Consider the following 12,666-nt stretch of genomic DNA (forward strand, 5'->3'; position numbering starts at 1 on the left):
ATTCATAATTTAATGAAATAATTTCTACCATTTGTATTAAGTTCTGGCATAGATTGCCGATAAACCATCGACGTTGTGTCAGTATCGAGGAGCCATTCGGCGTGAGCAATTACAGTGAGCAGTTCCTGAAACAAAATCCTCTGGCCGTGCTGGGTGTGTTGCGCGACCTGCAAAAAACGCAGGTGCCGGTTTGCATCAGCTGGGGTAGCGGTCAATTTATCAGCAAAATCCTTGAGGTGAACCCTGAGGCGCTGGTGATGGATTTTGGCAGTCAGGAGTATGAGAACAGCGCTGTTCAACGTGCCGGTAAAGTGACTATTACCGCTGAAACCCATGGCGCAAAGGTTGAGTTCACGCTTAATGCGCTCACCACCGGCGATTATCAGGATCTGCCTGCGTTTATCACGCCGCTCCCGGAAACGCTGTGGTTTATTCAACGTCGGGAATATTTCCGCATTAGCGCCCCGCTCCACCCGGCTTACTTCTGCAAAGCGAAACTGCCCGATAAGAGCCAGCTGCGCTTTCGTCTGTTTGATCTCTCGCTCGGTGGGATGGGTGCACTGCTGGATGGTGAATTGCCGGAAAATGTCGAGCCTGGCATGCGCTTCTCGCAGGTTGAGCTGGATATGGCTTCGTGGGGGCAGTTCTACTTTGATGCGCAGCTGATTGCCGTGGGCGAGCGCAAAGTTGTGGATGGTAAAAATGACACCATCGCCACGCCGAGACTGAGCTTCCGCTTTTTAAATGTCAGCCCGGGCGTCGAGCGCGAACTCCAGCGCATCATCTTTGCGCTGGAGCGCGAGGCGCGCGAACGCGCCAGCCGGGTGCGCTAATTACATCGCATCCATCGCTTTTTGTACTTTCCAGATATAACGCGGGGCTTGCGGCGCGGGGTGTTTTTCCGCTACGTGCTGCAAAAAGCCCTTCGGGCTTAACGAGTTAATCTCGTCAATCGCCTCCTGGCGGTCCGAAGAGAAGGTGCGCAGCAGCGCGCCCGCGCCATTCACATAAGAGACCACCAGCGCATACTGCATCACCAGCGGATCTTTGATCCCGGCAAGCGGCCCATGTTCAAGAATGCTCAGGTAGGCCGCGCCCATTGAGATATTGCGCTCCGGGTTTTTCAGCTCGCGCGTCGAGGGTTGCCCGCTCCAGCCCATACGACGATAGACTTCGCGCCCCGCCGTTGACGCTTTCAGCTGCATCAGACCCACCGCATTCGATTTACTGACCAGCTCCGGGTTGCCGCCGGATTCCACGGCAATCATCGCCGTAATCAGTTCCGGGCTTACGCCCCACGACGCGCCGGCTTTTTCACTAATCGGCATCCACTGCATCGCCCGTTTAACCGGCACTTCCGGGTTCCAGTCGGGATTACGATAATCCTGTTTTGTCGAGCTACAGCCCGCCAGCAGCACCACTAAAAAGGCAAACCATCTTAATTTCACGCCAGAAAATCCTTATATAAGCTGTACATCACGGCGGATGACAATGACCAGGGTTAGCGGCATGATAACTGTTTGTTTAGAGATGTCAGCAAGGAAATGCCATGTCCACTTTCCATTTAATTGCCCCCTCCGGGTACTGCATTAATCAGCGTGCTGCGGCGCTGGCCGTTGAGCGGCTCACCCGCGAGGGTCACCGGGTCAACAATCAACAGGTGATTACGCGACGCGAGGAGCGTTTTGCCGGTAGCGAAGCTGAAAGGCTGGCAGACATCAATGACCTGGCCCGCCTGGTTGGGGATAATCTGATCGTTATGCCGGTGCGCGGTGGCTACGGCGCGAGCCGTCTGCTGGCCGACATTGACTGGCAGGCGCTGGTCAAACGCCAGCAGCAGCAACCGCTGGTGATTTGCGGCCACAGCGACTTTACGGCTATTCAGTGCGGCCTGCTGGCGGCTGGCGGCACCATCACCTTTAGCGGCCCGATGCTGGCGGGCAATTTTGGTGCCGAGCCGCTCAATGCCTTTACGCAGGAGCACTTCTGGCGGGCCATACGCAATAAAACCTTTACCGTTGAGTGGGACGGCGACGGGCCGCAATGCCATGTTGAAGGGAGGTTATGGGGTGGAAACCTGGCCATGCTGACTTCACTGATTGGCACTCCGTGGCTGCCGACGGTGCCCGGCGGCATTCTGGTGGTTGAAGATATCAATGAGCATCCCTACCGCGTTGAACGCATGCTGCTGCAACTGCTCTACAGCGGGATCCTCGCGCAGCAGCGCGCGCTGATCCTCGGCAGTTTTTCCCATGCGCAACCCAACGATTACGATGCGGGCTACACTTTAGAGAAGATGGTGGCTTGGTTACGTTCACGGGTGGCAATCCCGGTGATCGCCGGGCTGGACTTCGGACACGAAGCGAAAACCGTCACGTTGCCGCTGGGTGCGCACGCCATATTGCAACACGCTGAAAAATCAACGCTGACCCTCACGGGCCATCCCACAATCTCGGCGTAAAAAAAGCCTTTAATGCCCTTATTAAATTGCTTTTTCTGCCGTTATTATAATGTGCCGTAATAAATCCCGGTCGGTGCCGGGATCTCACCGAGAAGAGAAGGAGAAGCATACCATTGGACGCTGGGGCGATAATTAGTCTGTTTATTCTGGGTTCTGTACTGGTAACCTGCAGTATTTTATTGAGTTCGTTCTCATCCCGCCTTGGTATTCCGATTCTGGTCATTTTTCTGGCGATTGGTATGTTGGCAGGCGTTGACGGCATCGGCGGCATTCCCTTCGACAACTACCCGCTGGCCTATATGGTCAGTAACCTGGCGCTGGCGATCATCCTGCTCGACGGCGGTATGCGTACGCGCGCCAGCTCTTTCCGCGTTGCGCTCGGTCCCGCGCTCTCGCTGGCGACCATTGGGGTGCTTATTACTTCAGGTCTGACCGGCATGATGGCGGCCTGGCTCTTCAAGCTCAATATTATGGAAGGCTTCCTGATTGGCGCGATTGTCGGTTCAACCGATGCGGCGGCGGTCTTCTCGCTGCTCGGCGGTAAAGGGCTGAACGAGCGTGTTGGCTCAACGCTTGAGATTGAGTCCGGCAGCAACGATCCGATGGCGGTGTTTCTGACCATCACGCTGATTGAGATGATCCAGAGCCACCACGCCAATATTGATTTCACCTTCTTCCTGCACATTCTGCGCGAGTTCGGCCTTGGCATTCTGCTTGGCGGCGCGGGCGGCTACCTGCTACAACAGATGATCAACCGCATTGCTCTGCCGCCTGGCCTCTATCCTCTGTTAGCGCTGAGCGGCGGGATTTTGATCTTCTCTGTTACTACGGCGCTGCACGGCAGCGGGATCCTGGCAGTCTATTTATGCGGATTCGTGCTGGGCAATCGCCCGATTCGTAATCGCTTCGGCATTCTACAAAACTTCGATGGTCTCGCCTGGCTGGCGCAAATTGCTATGTTCCTCGTGCTCGGCCTGCTGGTGACACCGTCTGATTTAATGCCGATTGCACTCTCTGCGCTGATCCTCTCGGCATGGATGATCTTTTTTGCCCGTCCGCTTTCGGTGTTCGCCAGCCTGCTGCCGTTTCGCGGTTTCAACCTGCGCGAGCGCATCTTTATTAGTTGGGTCGGCCTGCGCGGCGCGGTGCCGATTATTCTTGCTACCTTCCCGATGATGGCCGGGCTGGACAACGCCCGCCTCTTCTTTAATGTTGCCTTCTTCGTGGTGCTGATTTCGCTGCTATTCCAGGGAACGTCTCTGGGCTGGGCGGCGAAAAAAGCCAAAGTGGTGGTGCCGCCGGTGGGCTGGCCGGTTTCGCGCGTCGGGCTGGATATTCACCCGGATAACCCCTTCGAGCAGTTCGTCTATCAACTGAGTGCCGACAAGTGGTGCGTGGGCGCAGCGCTGCGCGACTTGCACATGCCGGAAGAGACGCGCATTGCGGCACTGTTCCGCGATAACAGCCTGCTGCACCCGACCGGCAGCACCCGGTTACGCGAAGGCGATGTGCTCTGCGTGATTGGCCGCGAAAAAGATCTTCCGGCTCTCGGGAAGCTCTTCAGTGAATCACCGCCGGTGTCGCTGGATCAGCGCTTCTTTGGTGACTTTATCCTCGAAGCGAATGCCAAATTTGCCGACATTGCGATGATTTATGGTCTTGATGAGGGGCTTGAGCATCGCGATAACCAGCAAACCCTCGGTGAGATTGTGCAACAACTGCTGGGTGCTGCTCCGGTGGTGGGCGATCAGGTTGAGTTTGCCGGCATGATCTGGACAGTCGCCGAGAAGAGTGAAAATTTAGTATCAAAAGTGGGTGTTAAAGTGGTGGAAAGCGAGGCGGAGTAAGCGCCTCGCTGAAAGTTACATTGTCACAACGGGTACACGCGGTGCCAGCGCGCACATCAACTCGTACCCGACCGTATTGGCCGCCGCCGCCACGTCATCAATCTTGATATCCCTGCCCCACAGCTCCACTGGCGCGCCGATGCTGGCGTGCGGGCACGGCGTGAGATCGACCGTCAGCATATCCATTGAGACCGCACCAACCACCGTGGTGCGAATGCCATCCACCAGCACCGGTGTGCCGGTGGGAGCCTGGCGCGGATAACCATCCGCATAACCGCACGCCACCACGCCGATACGCTGCTCCGTCTGCGCACGGTAACGGCATCCGTAGCCGACGGCGTCGCCGCTCTTCAGCGTCTGGACGGCAATGATCTCACTGCTCAACGTCATCACCGGGCGAATACCGCTGTTCGCCACATCCTGCCATCTGCCCGATGGTGAGGCACCGTAAAGGATAATGCCGGGGCGAACCCAGTCAAAATGCGCTTCCGGGTGCCATAACGTCGCGGCAGAGTTGGCGAGCGATCGCGGCAGCGGCAGCCCTTCTGCCGCCTGCTCAATGCGCCGCATCGGTTGCGAAATACCGTCCGGACGCTCCGCTTCAGCAAAGTGCGACATCAAAGTGATATTGCCGACGCTGGCAAAGCTGCTCAGTTGCTGCCAGACGCTGTGTACGCGCTCCGGCAGAAAACCGAGGCGGTTCATACCACTGTTGATTTTGAGGTAGACGTCAAGGGGTGCCTGCAGCTTCGCATTTTTCAGTAAATTAAGTTGCCAGTTGCTGTGAACGCCGCTGGTGAGACGGTACTGGTCATAAAGCGCCAGCTCCTCTGCATCAAAAAAACCCTCCAGCATTAGAAGAGGCCCTTTCCAGCCGCGCTCGCGCAGCAGGATCGCCTCCTCAAGGTTGAGCATCGCAAAGCCATCGGTTTTATTGAGCGCTGACCAGATGCGCTCCAGGCCGTGACCGTAGGCATTTGCCTTAACCACCGACCAGACTTTGGCGTCGGGAGCTGCGCGGCGTACTATTTGCAAATTATTGGCTAACGCCTGTAAATCCAGGGTCGCCAGAACCGGACGAGACATGTCTATTCCTTACGCCTGTCAGCTATGTACGCCGTGGAGATGCTGGGCACGCGCAGGCGTGAACCCCGGAAGATAACGCGCCACGCTCAGATCGTCTGCGGCGATAGCCGGTGTGTTACCGGTCATCAGATCGCTGAGCAGTTGCCCGGAGCCGCAGGCCATTGTCCAGCCGAGCGTGCCGTGTCCGGTATTGAGCCACAGATTTTTAAACGGCGTGCGGCCAACCACCGGCGTGCCGTCTGGCGTCATTGGACGTAAGCCGGTCCAGAAGGTCGCCTCCTCAACATGGCCGCCGCGCGGGAAGAGATCGCGCACTACCATCTCCAGCGTTTCACGCCGCGGTTGTAAAAGCTCGGTATTGAACCCAACGATCTCTGCCATGCCGCCGACGCGAATGCGCTGATCGAAGCGGGTAATGGCGATTTTGTAGGTCTCATCAAGAATGGTGGAAACCGGGGCGCCATCCTCTTGCGCCACCGGAATGGTCAGCGAGTAGCCCTTGAGCGGATAAACCGGGATATCAACAATCCCCTTCAGCAGGCCGGTGGACCAGGAGCCGAAAGCCATCACGTAAGCATCGGCTTTTACCACCTCTTCTCCGCACTTCACGCCGTAGATCTTTTCGCCTTCGTAAAGCAAGCGATCGACGGGCGTGTTGAAGCGGAAGACTACCCCGGCGGCTTCGGCCATCTGCGCCAGCCGTTGAGTGAAGAGCTGGCAATCGCCGGTTTCATCATTTGGCAGTCGCAGACCGCCGGTCAGCTTGTGCGCCACTTCGCCCAGCGCTGGTTCCACCTCGGCCAGACGCGCCGATTCCAGCAACTGATACGGCACGCCCGCTTCCTGCAATACGGCGATATCACGGGTGGCGTTCTCATACTGTTCGGCGGTGCGGAAGAGTTGCAGCGTCCCGCCCTGGCGGCCTTCATACTGGATGCCGGTGGTTTCCCGCAGCAGTTTCAGACAATCGCGGCTATATTCAGCCAGACGCACCATGCGCCCTTTGTTTTCCATATAGTGCCGGGTGTCGCAGTTGCGCAGCATTTGCCACATCCATTTGAGCTGCGATGAGGAGCCGTCGAGCTTGATGGCGAGCGGCGCGTGGCGCTCAAACATCCATTTGATCGCTTTCAGCGGCACGCCGGGCGCAGCCCACGGTGCAGCATAGCCCGGCGAGATCTGCCCGGCGTTGGCGGCGCTGGTCTCCAGTGCAGGCCCCGGCTGGCGATCGATTACGGTGACATCATGTCCGGCCTGGCGTAAATACCAGGCGCTGGTGACGCCAACAACGCCGCTGCCCAATACAACAACTCGCATATCCCTTCTCCCGTGAGTAAAGCACAATCATCTGATTACAAATTGATAACTCAGATGAAAATATTATTCAACATATGGCTTTTTTATGGTGATGTTCCTCACAACATCGCCGCCCGGTAAGGGCTGCGGATATTCAGCATCTCCTGCTGCGCACTCTATCGCCGCAGCATAATATTTTGCCACTATACCTTTTTACGCGGTGAGCGAGCGGGAATATCGTGAAGATTTGGTGAGGGCTGGCGTACACTTTTAAATCAGTGTTCTATGCTTGAAATGAGATGCTCCATACAGAGAGTGTCGAGAACAATGAGGGCGCGCTAATGGCTACGATTGACTCAATGAATAAGGATTCTATTCGTCTGAGCGATGGACCCGACTGGACATTCGAGCTGCTGGATGATTACCTGGCAGAGATTGACCGGGTGGCGAAACTCTACCGGCTGGATACCTATCCGCATCAAATCGAAGTGATCACCTCAGAACAGATGATGGATGCCTACTCAAGCGTCGGCATGCCTATCAATTATCCCCACTGGTCGTTCGGCAAGAAGTTTATTGAAACCGAACGGCTCTATAAGCATGGCCAGCAAGGCCTGGCTTACGAGATTGTGATTAACTCCAATCCCTGTATCGCTTATCTGATGGAGGAGAACACCATCACCATGCAGGCGCTGGTGATGGCGCACGCCTGCTACGGGCACAACTCGTTTTTCAAAAATAACTACCTCTTCCGCAGCTGGACTGATGCCAGCTCGATTGTCGATTACCTGATCTTCGCGCGTAAATACATCACCGATTGCGAAGAGCGCTATGGCGTGGTCGAAGTGGAAAAACTGCTCGACTCCTGTCACGCACTGATGAATTACGGCGTTGACCGCTATAAGCGTCCGCAGAAAATCTCCTTGCAGGAGGAGAAAGCACGGCAAAAAAGCCGGGAAGAGTATCTGCAAAGCCAGGTAAATATGTTGTGGCGCACCCTGCCAAAACGCGATGAAGAGGTGGCCGTCGCCCAGGCGCGCCGCTACCCGGCGGAGCCGCAGGAGAACTTACTCTACTTTATGGAGAAGAATGCGCCGCTACTGGAGCCGTGGCAGCGCGAGATCCTGCGTATTGTGCGCAAAGTGAGCCAATATTTTTATCCGCAGAAGCAGACGCAGGTGATGAACGAAGGCTGGGCGACGTTCTGGCACTACACCATCCTTAATCACCTGTATGACGAAGGGAAAGTGACTGACCGCTTTATGCTGGAGTTTCTGCACAGCCATACCAACGTGGTATTCCAGCCGCCTTACAACAGCCCGTGGTACAGCGGCATTAACCCTTACGCCCTTGGCTTTGCCATGTTCCAGGATATTAAGCGCATCTGCCAGTCACCAACGGAAGAGGATCGCTACTGGTTCCCGGATATCGCCGGCTCCGACTGGCTGGAGACGCTCCATTTCGCCATGCGTGATTTCAAAGATGAGAGCTTTATCAGCCAGTTTATGTCGCCGAAGATCATGCGTGACTTCCGCTTCTTCACCGTGCTGGATGACGATCGTAATAACTACCTGGAGATTGCCGCCATCCATAACGAAGAGGGCTACCGCGAGATCCGCTCGAAACTTTCATCCCAGTACAACCTGAGTAATCTTGAGCCCAATATTCAGGTCTGGAACGTCGATCTGCGCGGCGATCGTTCGCTGACCCTGCGCTACATTCCGCATAACCGCGCCCCGCTCGATAAAGGTCGCCGCGAAGTGCTGAAACATGTGCATCGCTTATGGGGATTTGATGTTCTGCTGGAGCAGCAAAACGAAGATGGCAGCGTGGAGCTGCTGGAGCGCTGTCCGCCGCGAAGCAACGTACTGTGATATAAAAAACCCCTCTTGTGAGGGGTTTTTTGTCACTATCGACTTTGTAGTGCGAGATCGCCAGGCATCGTTTTCTGCATCTTATGCCAGATCTCTCCGCTGTCATGACCGTAGCGACGAACCAGTTCGTAAACCTGGTCGTGCTGGGCATGCTCGCAGATCTCTGCCAACCGATGATAAAACCCGAGTGCCAGGCTACGCGCTTCCGGGCTGGAGAAGTAGTGGCGACCAATGCGGGTATAGAGCCCTTTCATGCCGTTCAGGATCAGACCATAGATCGGGTTGCCGGAAGCAAACGCCAGCCCGCGAAAAATGTTGTAATCCAGTTCAGCAAACGCATCGGCGTGATCTTCTACTGCACGCGCGGTAGCGAGCACCTTTAACGCATCTTCAGGATGCTGGCGAAACGCAGTACGAATGAAAATCGTGGAAATGTTGGTACGCACGGACAGCAAGTTATCGATCAACTGCGGTACGCTTTCGTGATCCAGACGTGCCAGCGTTTCCAAAATATTCAGACCTGAGGTTTCCCAGAAGTTATTCACTTTTGTCGGTTTGCCATGCTGGATAGTAAGCCAGCCATCCCGGGCAAGTCGCTGCAGAACTTCACGCAGTGTGGTACGAGTGACGCCAATCAGTTCAGAGAGCTCGCGTTCAGCAGGAAGAATCGACCCGGGAGGAAAGCGACTATTCCAGATACTTTCGATGATGTACTCTTCCGCGAAACCCGCCGGGCTCTGCGCCTTAATGACCATATAAGATTTCCATAACACAGCTAAGCAATGAGCACTCATCATACCAAAGCATGCAGTGGGCAGGTAGCGTAGGGGTGGAAGAAAAAAGGCGATCAACGTTTTATTTTGGCGAATTTGTTACATGAATATTTCGCGCAAATATGCCTTAAATCCAAATAATTAACTGTAAATCGACCAAAATGACGTAGGCGATGTTTTACTTTTTGCTGACTAAACATTCCATTACGCATTATTTTGCCCCCGCTAGTGGCCTTGAGATTGATTTCGTTTACACTGCGGTCTCTACGCATCTCCAGGGAAATGATTATGTTGCGATATTTAAATAAGTGCTCACACGGGCGCGGCGCCTGGCTGCTGATGGCGTTAACCGCCTTTGCGCTTGAGATGACAGCGCTGTGGTTCCAGCATGTCATGTTGCTGAAACCGTGCGTGTTATGCATTTACGAGCGCTGCGCCCTGTTTGGTGTGATGGGTGCCGGTATTGTCGGTGCCATTGCGCCAAAAACGCCGCTTCGCTTTGCCGCCCTTGCCATCTGGATCTATAGCGCCATTCGCGGCATCCAGCTGGCGTGGGAACACACGCAGATCCAGCTTCACCCCTCCCCTTTTATGACCTGCGATTTCGCCGCGCGCTTCCCAAGCTGGTTGCCGCTGGATAAATGGCTGCCGCAGGTATTTGTCGCCTCCGGCGATTGCGCGCAGCGTCAGTGGGAATTTCTGAACCTCGACATGCCACAGTGGCTGCTGGGGATCTTTGTCGCCTATCTGGTGGTGGCACTGCTGGTGCTGATTGCGCAGTTCTTTAAGCCGAAGAAACGCGACCTGTTTGGCCGGTAAAAAAAACGCTCCTTCGGGAGCGTTTTTTATTGATAAAAGCAGTGATGGGAAGCAGAGCCTTAATCCGCCCAGTCTGGCTTATTCAGGATATGGGCTTGCCAGTCGCGCACTTCTGACTCTTTCACCGCAATATGGCGAACCGAAATACGTTCAGCGTGCATCGCCGCTTTTGACCCGGTGCGCAGCGGGTGCCAGACCGGCAAATTTTTCCCCTCAGCCAGCAAGCGGTAGGCGCAGCTTGGCGGCAGCCATTCGAAGGTCGGCAGATTCTCACGGGTCAGCTTGATGCAGTCCGGTTCATATTCGAAACGGCGCTCGTAGTTACGACACTGGCAGGTTTTGATATTTAACTGGCGGCAGGCGACGTTGGTGAAGTAGATCTCGTCGGTATCTTCATCCATCAGTTTGTGCAGGCAGCACTGCCCGCAGCCGTCACAGAGCGACTCCCACTCCGCGTCCGTCATTTGGTCGAGAGTTTTGCTTTGCCAGAAAGGAGTGTCGCTCATGATAAAATCCGCCGTTGGTAACCAGGGTGCACCTTATAACCACTCTGGCAGAGGGATGCAAGTTTTGCCGCCCGAATGAGCGGCAAAAGCATTAAAGCACGCGGGTCGAGAGAGAGTGTTCGTTGAGACGCAGCTCGAGTTCATCACCACTGCTGAGCGGCCCGACGCCTTCCGGCGTACCGGTGAGGATCACATCCCCGGCTTTCAGGGTGAAAAATTTACTCATATAGGCAATCAGCGGCACGATTTTGTGGATCATGTCTGAAGTGCTGCCCTGCTGGCGGATCTCGCCGTTAATTTTCAGCTCCAGCGAGCTGTTTTGCGGATCGCCCTCAAACTGAGCGGCGGGGATAAAACCCGAGATGGGACAAGCGTTATCAAACCCTTTCGCTTTCTCCCACGGCTGCCCTGCTTTTTTCAGTTTGCTTTGCAGGTCGCGCGCGGTCAGATCCAGCGCCACGCCGTAGCCCGCTATCGCTTGTTGAACATGATCTTCGGTGGCATGGCGCAGCGTTGCACCAATTAACACCGCCAGTTCAATTTCATGATGCACCGAGCCAAGCTCAGTCGGCAGCACCAGCGGCTGGCGAAGGTCGCACAATGCGGATTCAGGTTTAATAAACAGCACCGGCTCTTCCGGCGTCGCACTGCCCATCTCCTTTATATGCTTCGCATAGTTACTGCCGACGCACACCACTTTACTCACCGGGTAATCCAGCAGAGCGCCCTGCCAGTTATGATGTTGATACATGTTTTGCCTCTCCGGTAACACGTTGAACATGAGCGAAAAATGACTATCCGCGCCGCCCGGCGGTTTGTCAAATCGCAAAATGAGAGGGATTAAGTGAGTTAAAAAAAGGCGGTGGAATAATCCGCCGCCTTTAGAGAGGGTTATTGCTTAGCGTTCGCCGCGAGATGGGCTTTAAGTAAATTTTCCGGCGGCGGTGGCATCTGTAAATAATATCCCTGCTCGCTGAGCGCGGCTTTTACTTTTTCCAGATCCGCGCCGGCTAATTTTTTACTGCCGTCGAGCGGTAAAATCATTGCTAACTGCGGTTGGCCGAAACTTTGCATTAATGTTTCCGGCACGCGGGAAAAATCGTCTCTTTTCTCGACATACAGATAAGTCTGTTCACGCCTGGCACTTCGATAGATCACACAAAACATACTTTTACTCGGAATTAGGAGGTGGTTACTTGCCTGAATATAACAGGGACTATAACATGCCCGGTAGTCTTCAGAATATCACCCCGTTTTCGGGTGTTTAGAGCAAAATGAGTAAGGTCAGGATGTCAAACACGCCCATCGAGCTTAAAGGCAGTAGTTTTACCTTATCTGTGGTTCATTTGCATGATGCAAAACCCGAGGTTATTCGTCAGGCGTTAGAAGACAAAATCGCTCAGGCTCCTGCATTTTTGCAGCATGCTCCCGTGGTGGTGAATGTCTCAGCACTGGTAGGTCCGATTGACTGGCCGCAATTGCAAAAAAGCATTGCTGCCACCGGCCTGCATGTTGTTGGTATTAGCGGCTGCAAAGACGCTGAACTGAAAGCGGAAATTGAACGCGCCGGTTTTCCTATCCTGTCGGAAGGCAAAGAGAAAGCGCAACCGCGTCAGGAGCCCGTTGCTGAACCGGTATCCGTCGCCACGCCGGCGATTAAAACACGGCTGATTGATACCCCGGTGCGCTCCGGTCAGCGCATTTATGCGCAGAACTGCGACCTGATTGTCACCAGCCACGTGAGCGCAGGCGCGGAGCTCATTGCCGATGGCAATATCCACGTCTACGGCATGATGCGCGGGCGCGCGCTGGCAGGCGCAAGCGGTGATGATGAAGCACAAATATTTTGTACCCACCTGACGCCGGAGCTGGTCTCCATTGCGGGTGAGTACTGGCTGAGCGATCAAATCCCGGCCGAATTTTATGGCAAAGCGGCGCGTCTGCAACTGGCAGGTAACGCTTTGACAATTCAACCCTTAGATTAAGCCCTTTTAACAAGGAACT

General features: G+C 55.0%; 13 protein-coding genes. 6 read left to right on the forward strand and 7 right to left on the reverse strand.

Annotation, left to right across the window (positions count from 1 at the left end; genetic code table 11):
• Positions 1-101: 101 nt before the first annotated feature.
• Entirely contained in the window at positions 102-833 is a 732-nt protein-coding gene (ycgR, locus tag ACWPW2_RS11210) for a flagellar brake protein YcgR (protein WP_124968086.1), read from the forward strand.
• On the opposite strand, the gene emtA is transcribed toward ycgR, so the two are convergent.
• Positions 834-1,448 (reverse strand): membrane-bound lytic murein transglycosylase EmtA, encoded by a 615-nt coding sequence (emtA, locus tag ACWPW2_RS11215; protein WP_023480169.1) that lies wholly within the window; start codon positions 1,446-1,448, stop codon positions 834-836. It lies immediately after the preceding gene.
• A 101-nt stretch (positions 1,449-1,549) separates the two neighbouring features.
• On the opposite strand from emtA, the gene ldcA reads away from it, so the two are divergent.
• The gene (gene ldcA, locus ACWPW2_RS11220; protein ID WP_454123054.1) at positions 1,550-2,461 is read left to right on the forward strand and encodes a muramoyltetrapeptide carboxypeptidase; all 912 of its coding nucleotides are present in this window, start codon (positions 1,550-1,552) and stop codon (positions 2,459-2,461) included.
• A gap of 113 nt (positions 2,462-2,574) precedes the next feature.
• Positions 2,575-4,308 carry a potassium/proton antiporter gene (locus ACWPW2_RS11225; protein WP_454123056.1) on the forward strand — a complete coding sequence of 578 codons (1,734 nt, stop codon included), beginning with the start codon at positions 2,575-2,577 and terminating at the stop codon, positions 4,306-4,308.
• Positions 4,309-4,323: 15 nt separating this feature from the next.
• Here ACWPW2_RS11225 and dadX read toward each other — a convergent pair whose 3' ends face one another.
• Both dadX and ACWPW2_RS11235 read right to left on the reverse strand, forming a co-directional pair.
• Positions 4,324-5,394 (reverse strand): catabolic alanine racemase DadX, encoded by a 1,071-nt coding sequence (gene dadX, locus ACWPW2_RS11230; RefSeq protein ID WP_279793284.1) that lies wholly within the window; start codon positions 5,392-5,394, stop codon positions 4,324-4,326.
• 18 nt (positions 5,395-5,412) lie between these two features.
• Positions 5,413-6,711 carry a D-amino acid dehydrogenase gene (locus tag ACWPW2_RS11235; protein WP_076770002.1) on the reverse strand — a complete coding sequence of 433 codons (1,299 nt, stop codon included), beginning with the start codon at positions 6,709-6,711 and terminating at the stop codon, positions 5,413-5,415.
• 320 nt (positions 6,712-7,031) lie between these two features.
• On the opposite strand from ACWPW2_RS11235, the gene ACWPW2_RS11240 reads away from it, so the two are divergent.
• Complete coding sequence (locus tag ACWPW2_RS11240; protein WP_023480055.1) at positions 7,032-8,564, forward strand: SpoVR family protein; 1,533 nt, start codon at positions 7,032-7,034, stop codon at positions 8,562-8,564.
• A 35-nt stretch (positions 8,565-8,599) separates the two neighbouring features.
• Here the strand turns inward: ACWPW2_RS11240 and fadR are convergent, their stop codons facing one another.
• Entirely contained in the window at positions 8,600-9,319 is a 720-nt protein-coding gene (fadR, locus tag ACWPW2_RS11245) for a fatty acid metabolism transcriptional regulator FadR (RefSeq protein WP_023480058.1), read from the reverse strand.
• Positions 9,320-9,625: 306 nt separating this feature from the next.
• Between fadR and dsbB the strand changes: the two genes are divergently transcribed.
• Positions 9,626-10,156, forward strand: a complete 531-nt coding sequence (gene dsbB, locus ACWPW2_RS11250) for a disulfide bond formation protein DsbB (RefSeq protein WP_124968081.1) — start codon at positions 9,626-9,628, stop codon at positions 10,154-10,156.
• A 59-nt stretch (positions 10,157-10,215) separates the two neighbouring features.
• Here dsbB and ACWPW2_RS11255 read toward each other — a convergent pair whose 3' ends face one another.
• The 3 genes from ACWPW2_RS11255 to ACWPW2_RS11265 all read right to left on the reverse strand — a co-directional run bounded on the left by ACWPW2_RS11255 (position 10,216) and on the right by ACWPW2_RS11265 (position 11,829).
• Entirely contained in the window at positions 10,216-10,662 is a 447-nt protein-coding gene (locus ACWPW2_RS11255; RefSeq protein ID WP_023480182.1) for a YcgN family cysteine cluster protein, read from the reverse strand.
• A 91-nt stretch (positions 10,663-10,753) separates the two neighbouring features.
• Positions 10,754-11,413: a fumarylacetoacetate hydrolase family protein gene (locus ACWPW2_RS11260; RefSeq protein WP_023480083.1), complete on the reverse strand. Its 660-nt coding sequence runs from the start codon at positions 11,411-11,413 to the stop codon at positions 10,754-10,756.
• A gap of 140 nt (positions 11,414-11,553) precedes the next feature.
• On the reverse strand, positions 11,554-11,829 hold the full coding sequence (locus ACWPW2_RS11265; RefSeq protein WP_454123060.1) for a YcgL domain-containing protein: 276 nt from the start codon (positions 11,827-11,829) through the stop codon (positions 11,554-11,556).
• A gap of 122 nt (positions 11,830-11,951) precedes the next feature.
• On the opposite strand from ACWPW2_RS11265, the gene minC reads away from it, so the two are divergent.
• Positions 11,952-12,647 (forward strand): septum site-determining protein MinC, encoded by a 696-nt coding sequence (gene minC / locus ACWPW2_RS11270; protein ID WP_124968079.1) that lies wholly within the window; start codon positions 11,952-11,954, stop codon positions 12,645-12,647.
• The last annotated feature ends 19 nt before the right edge of the window (positions 12,648-12,666 follow it).

It is taken from the genome of Kosakonia sp. Marseille-Q7440, from assembly GCF_965119485.1.

Coding starts and splice junctions, on each gene's coding strand:
- ldcA (WP_454123054.1), top strand. CDS start 1,550: ATGTCCACTTTCCATTTAATTGCCCCCTCCGGGTACTGCATTAATCAG.
- dadX (WP_279793284.1), bottom strand. CDS start 5,394: ATGTCTCGTCCGGTTCTGGCGACCCTGGATTTACAGGCGTTAGCCAAT.
- ACWPW2_RS11235 (WP_076770002.1), bottom strand. CDS start 6,711: ATGCGAGTTGTTGTATTGGGCAGCGGCGTTGTTGGCGTCACCAGCGCC.
- ACWPW2_RS11240 (WP_023480055.1), top strand. CDS start 7,032: ATGGCTACGATTGACTCAATGAATAAGGATTCTATTCGTCTGAGCGAT.
- fadR (WP_023480058.1), bottom strand. CDS start 9,319: ATGGTCATTAAGGCGCAGAGCCCGGCGGGTTTCGCGGAAGAGTACATC.
- dsbB (WP_124968081.1), top strand. CDS start 9,626: ATGTTGCGATATTTAAATAAGTGCTCACACGGGCGCGGCGCCTGGCTG.
- ACWPW2_RS11255 (WP_023480182.1), bottom strand. CDS start 10,662: ATGAGCGACACTCCTTTCTGGCAAAGCAAAACTCTCGACCAAATGACG.
- ACWPW2_RS11260 (WP_023480083.1), bottom strand. CDS start 11,413: ATGTATCAACATCATAACTGGCAGGGCGCTCTGCTGGATTACCCGGTG.
- ACWPW2_RS11265 (WP_454123060.1), bottom strand. CDS start 11,829: ATGTTTTGTGTGATCTATCGAAGTGCCAGGCGTGAACAGACTTATCTG.
- minC (WP_124968079.1), top strand. CDS start 11,952: ATGTCAAACACGCCCATCGAGCTTAAAGGCAGTAGTTTTACCTTATCT.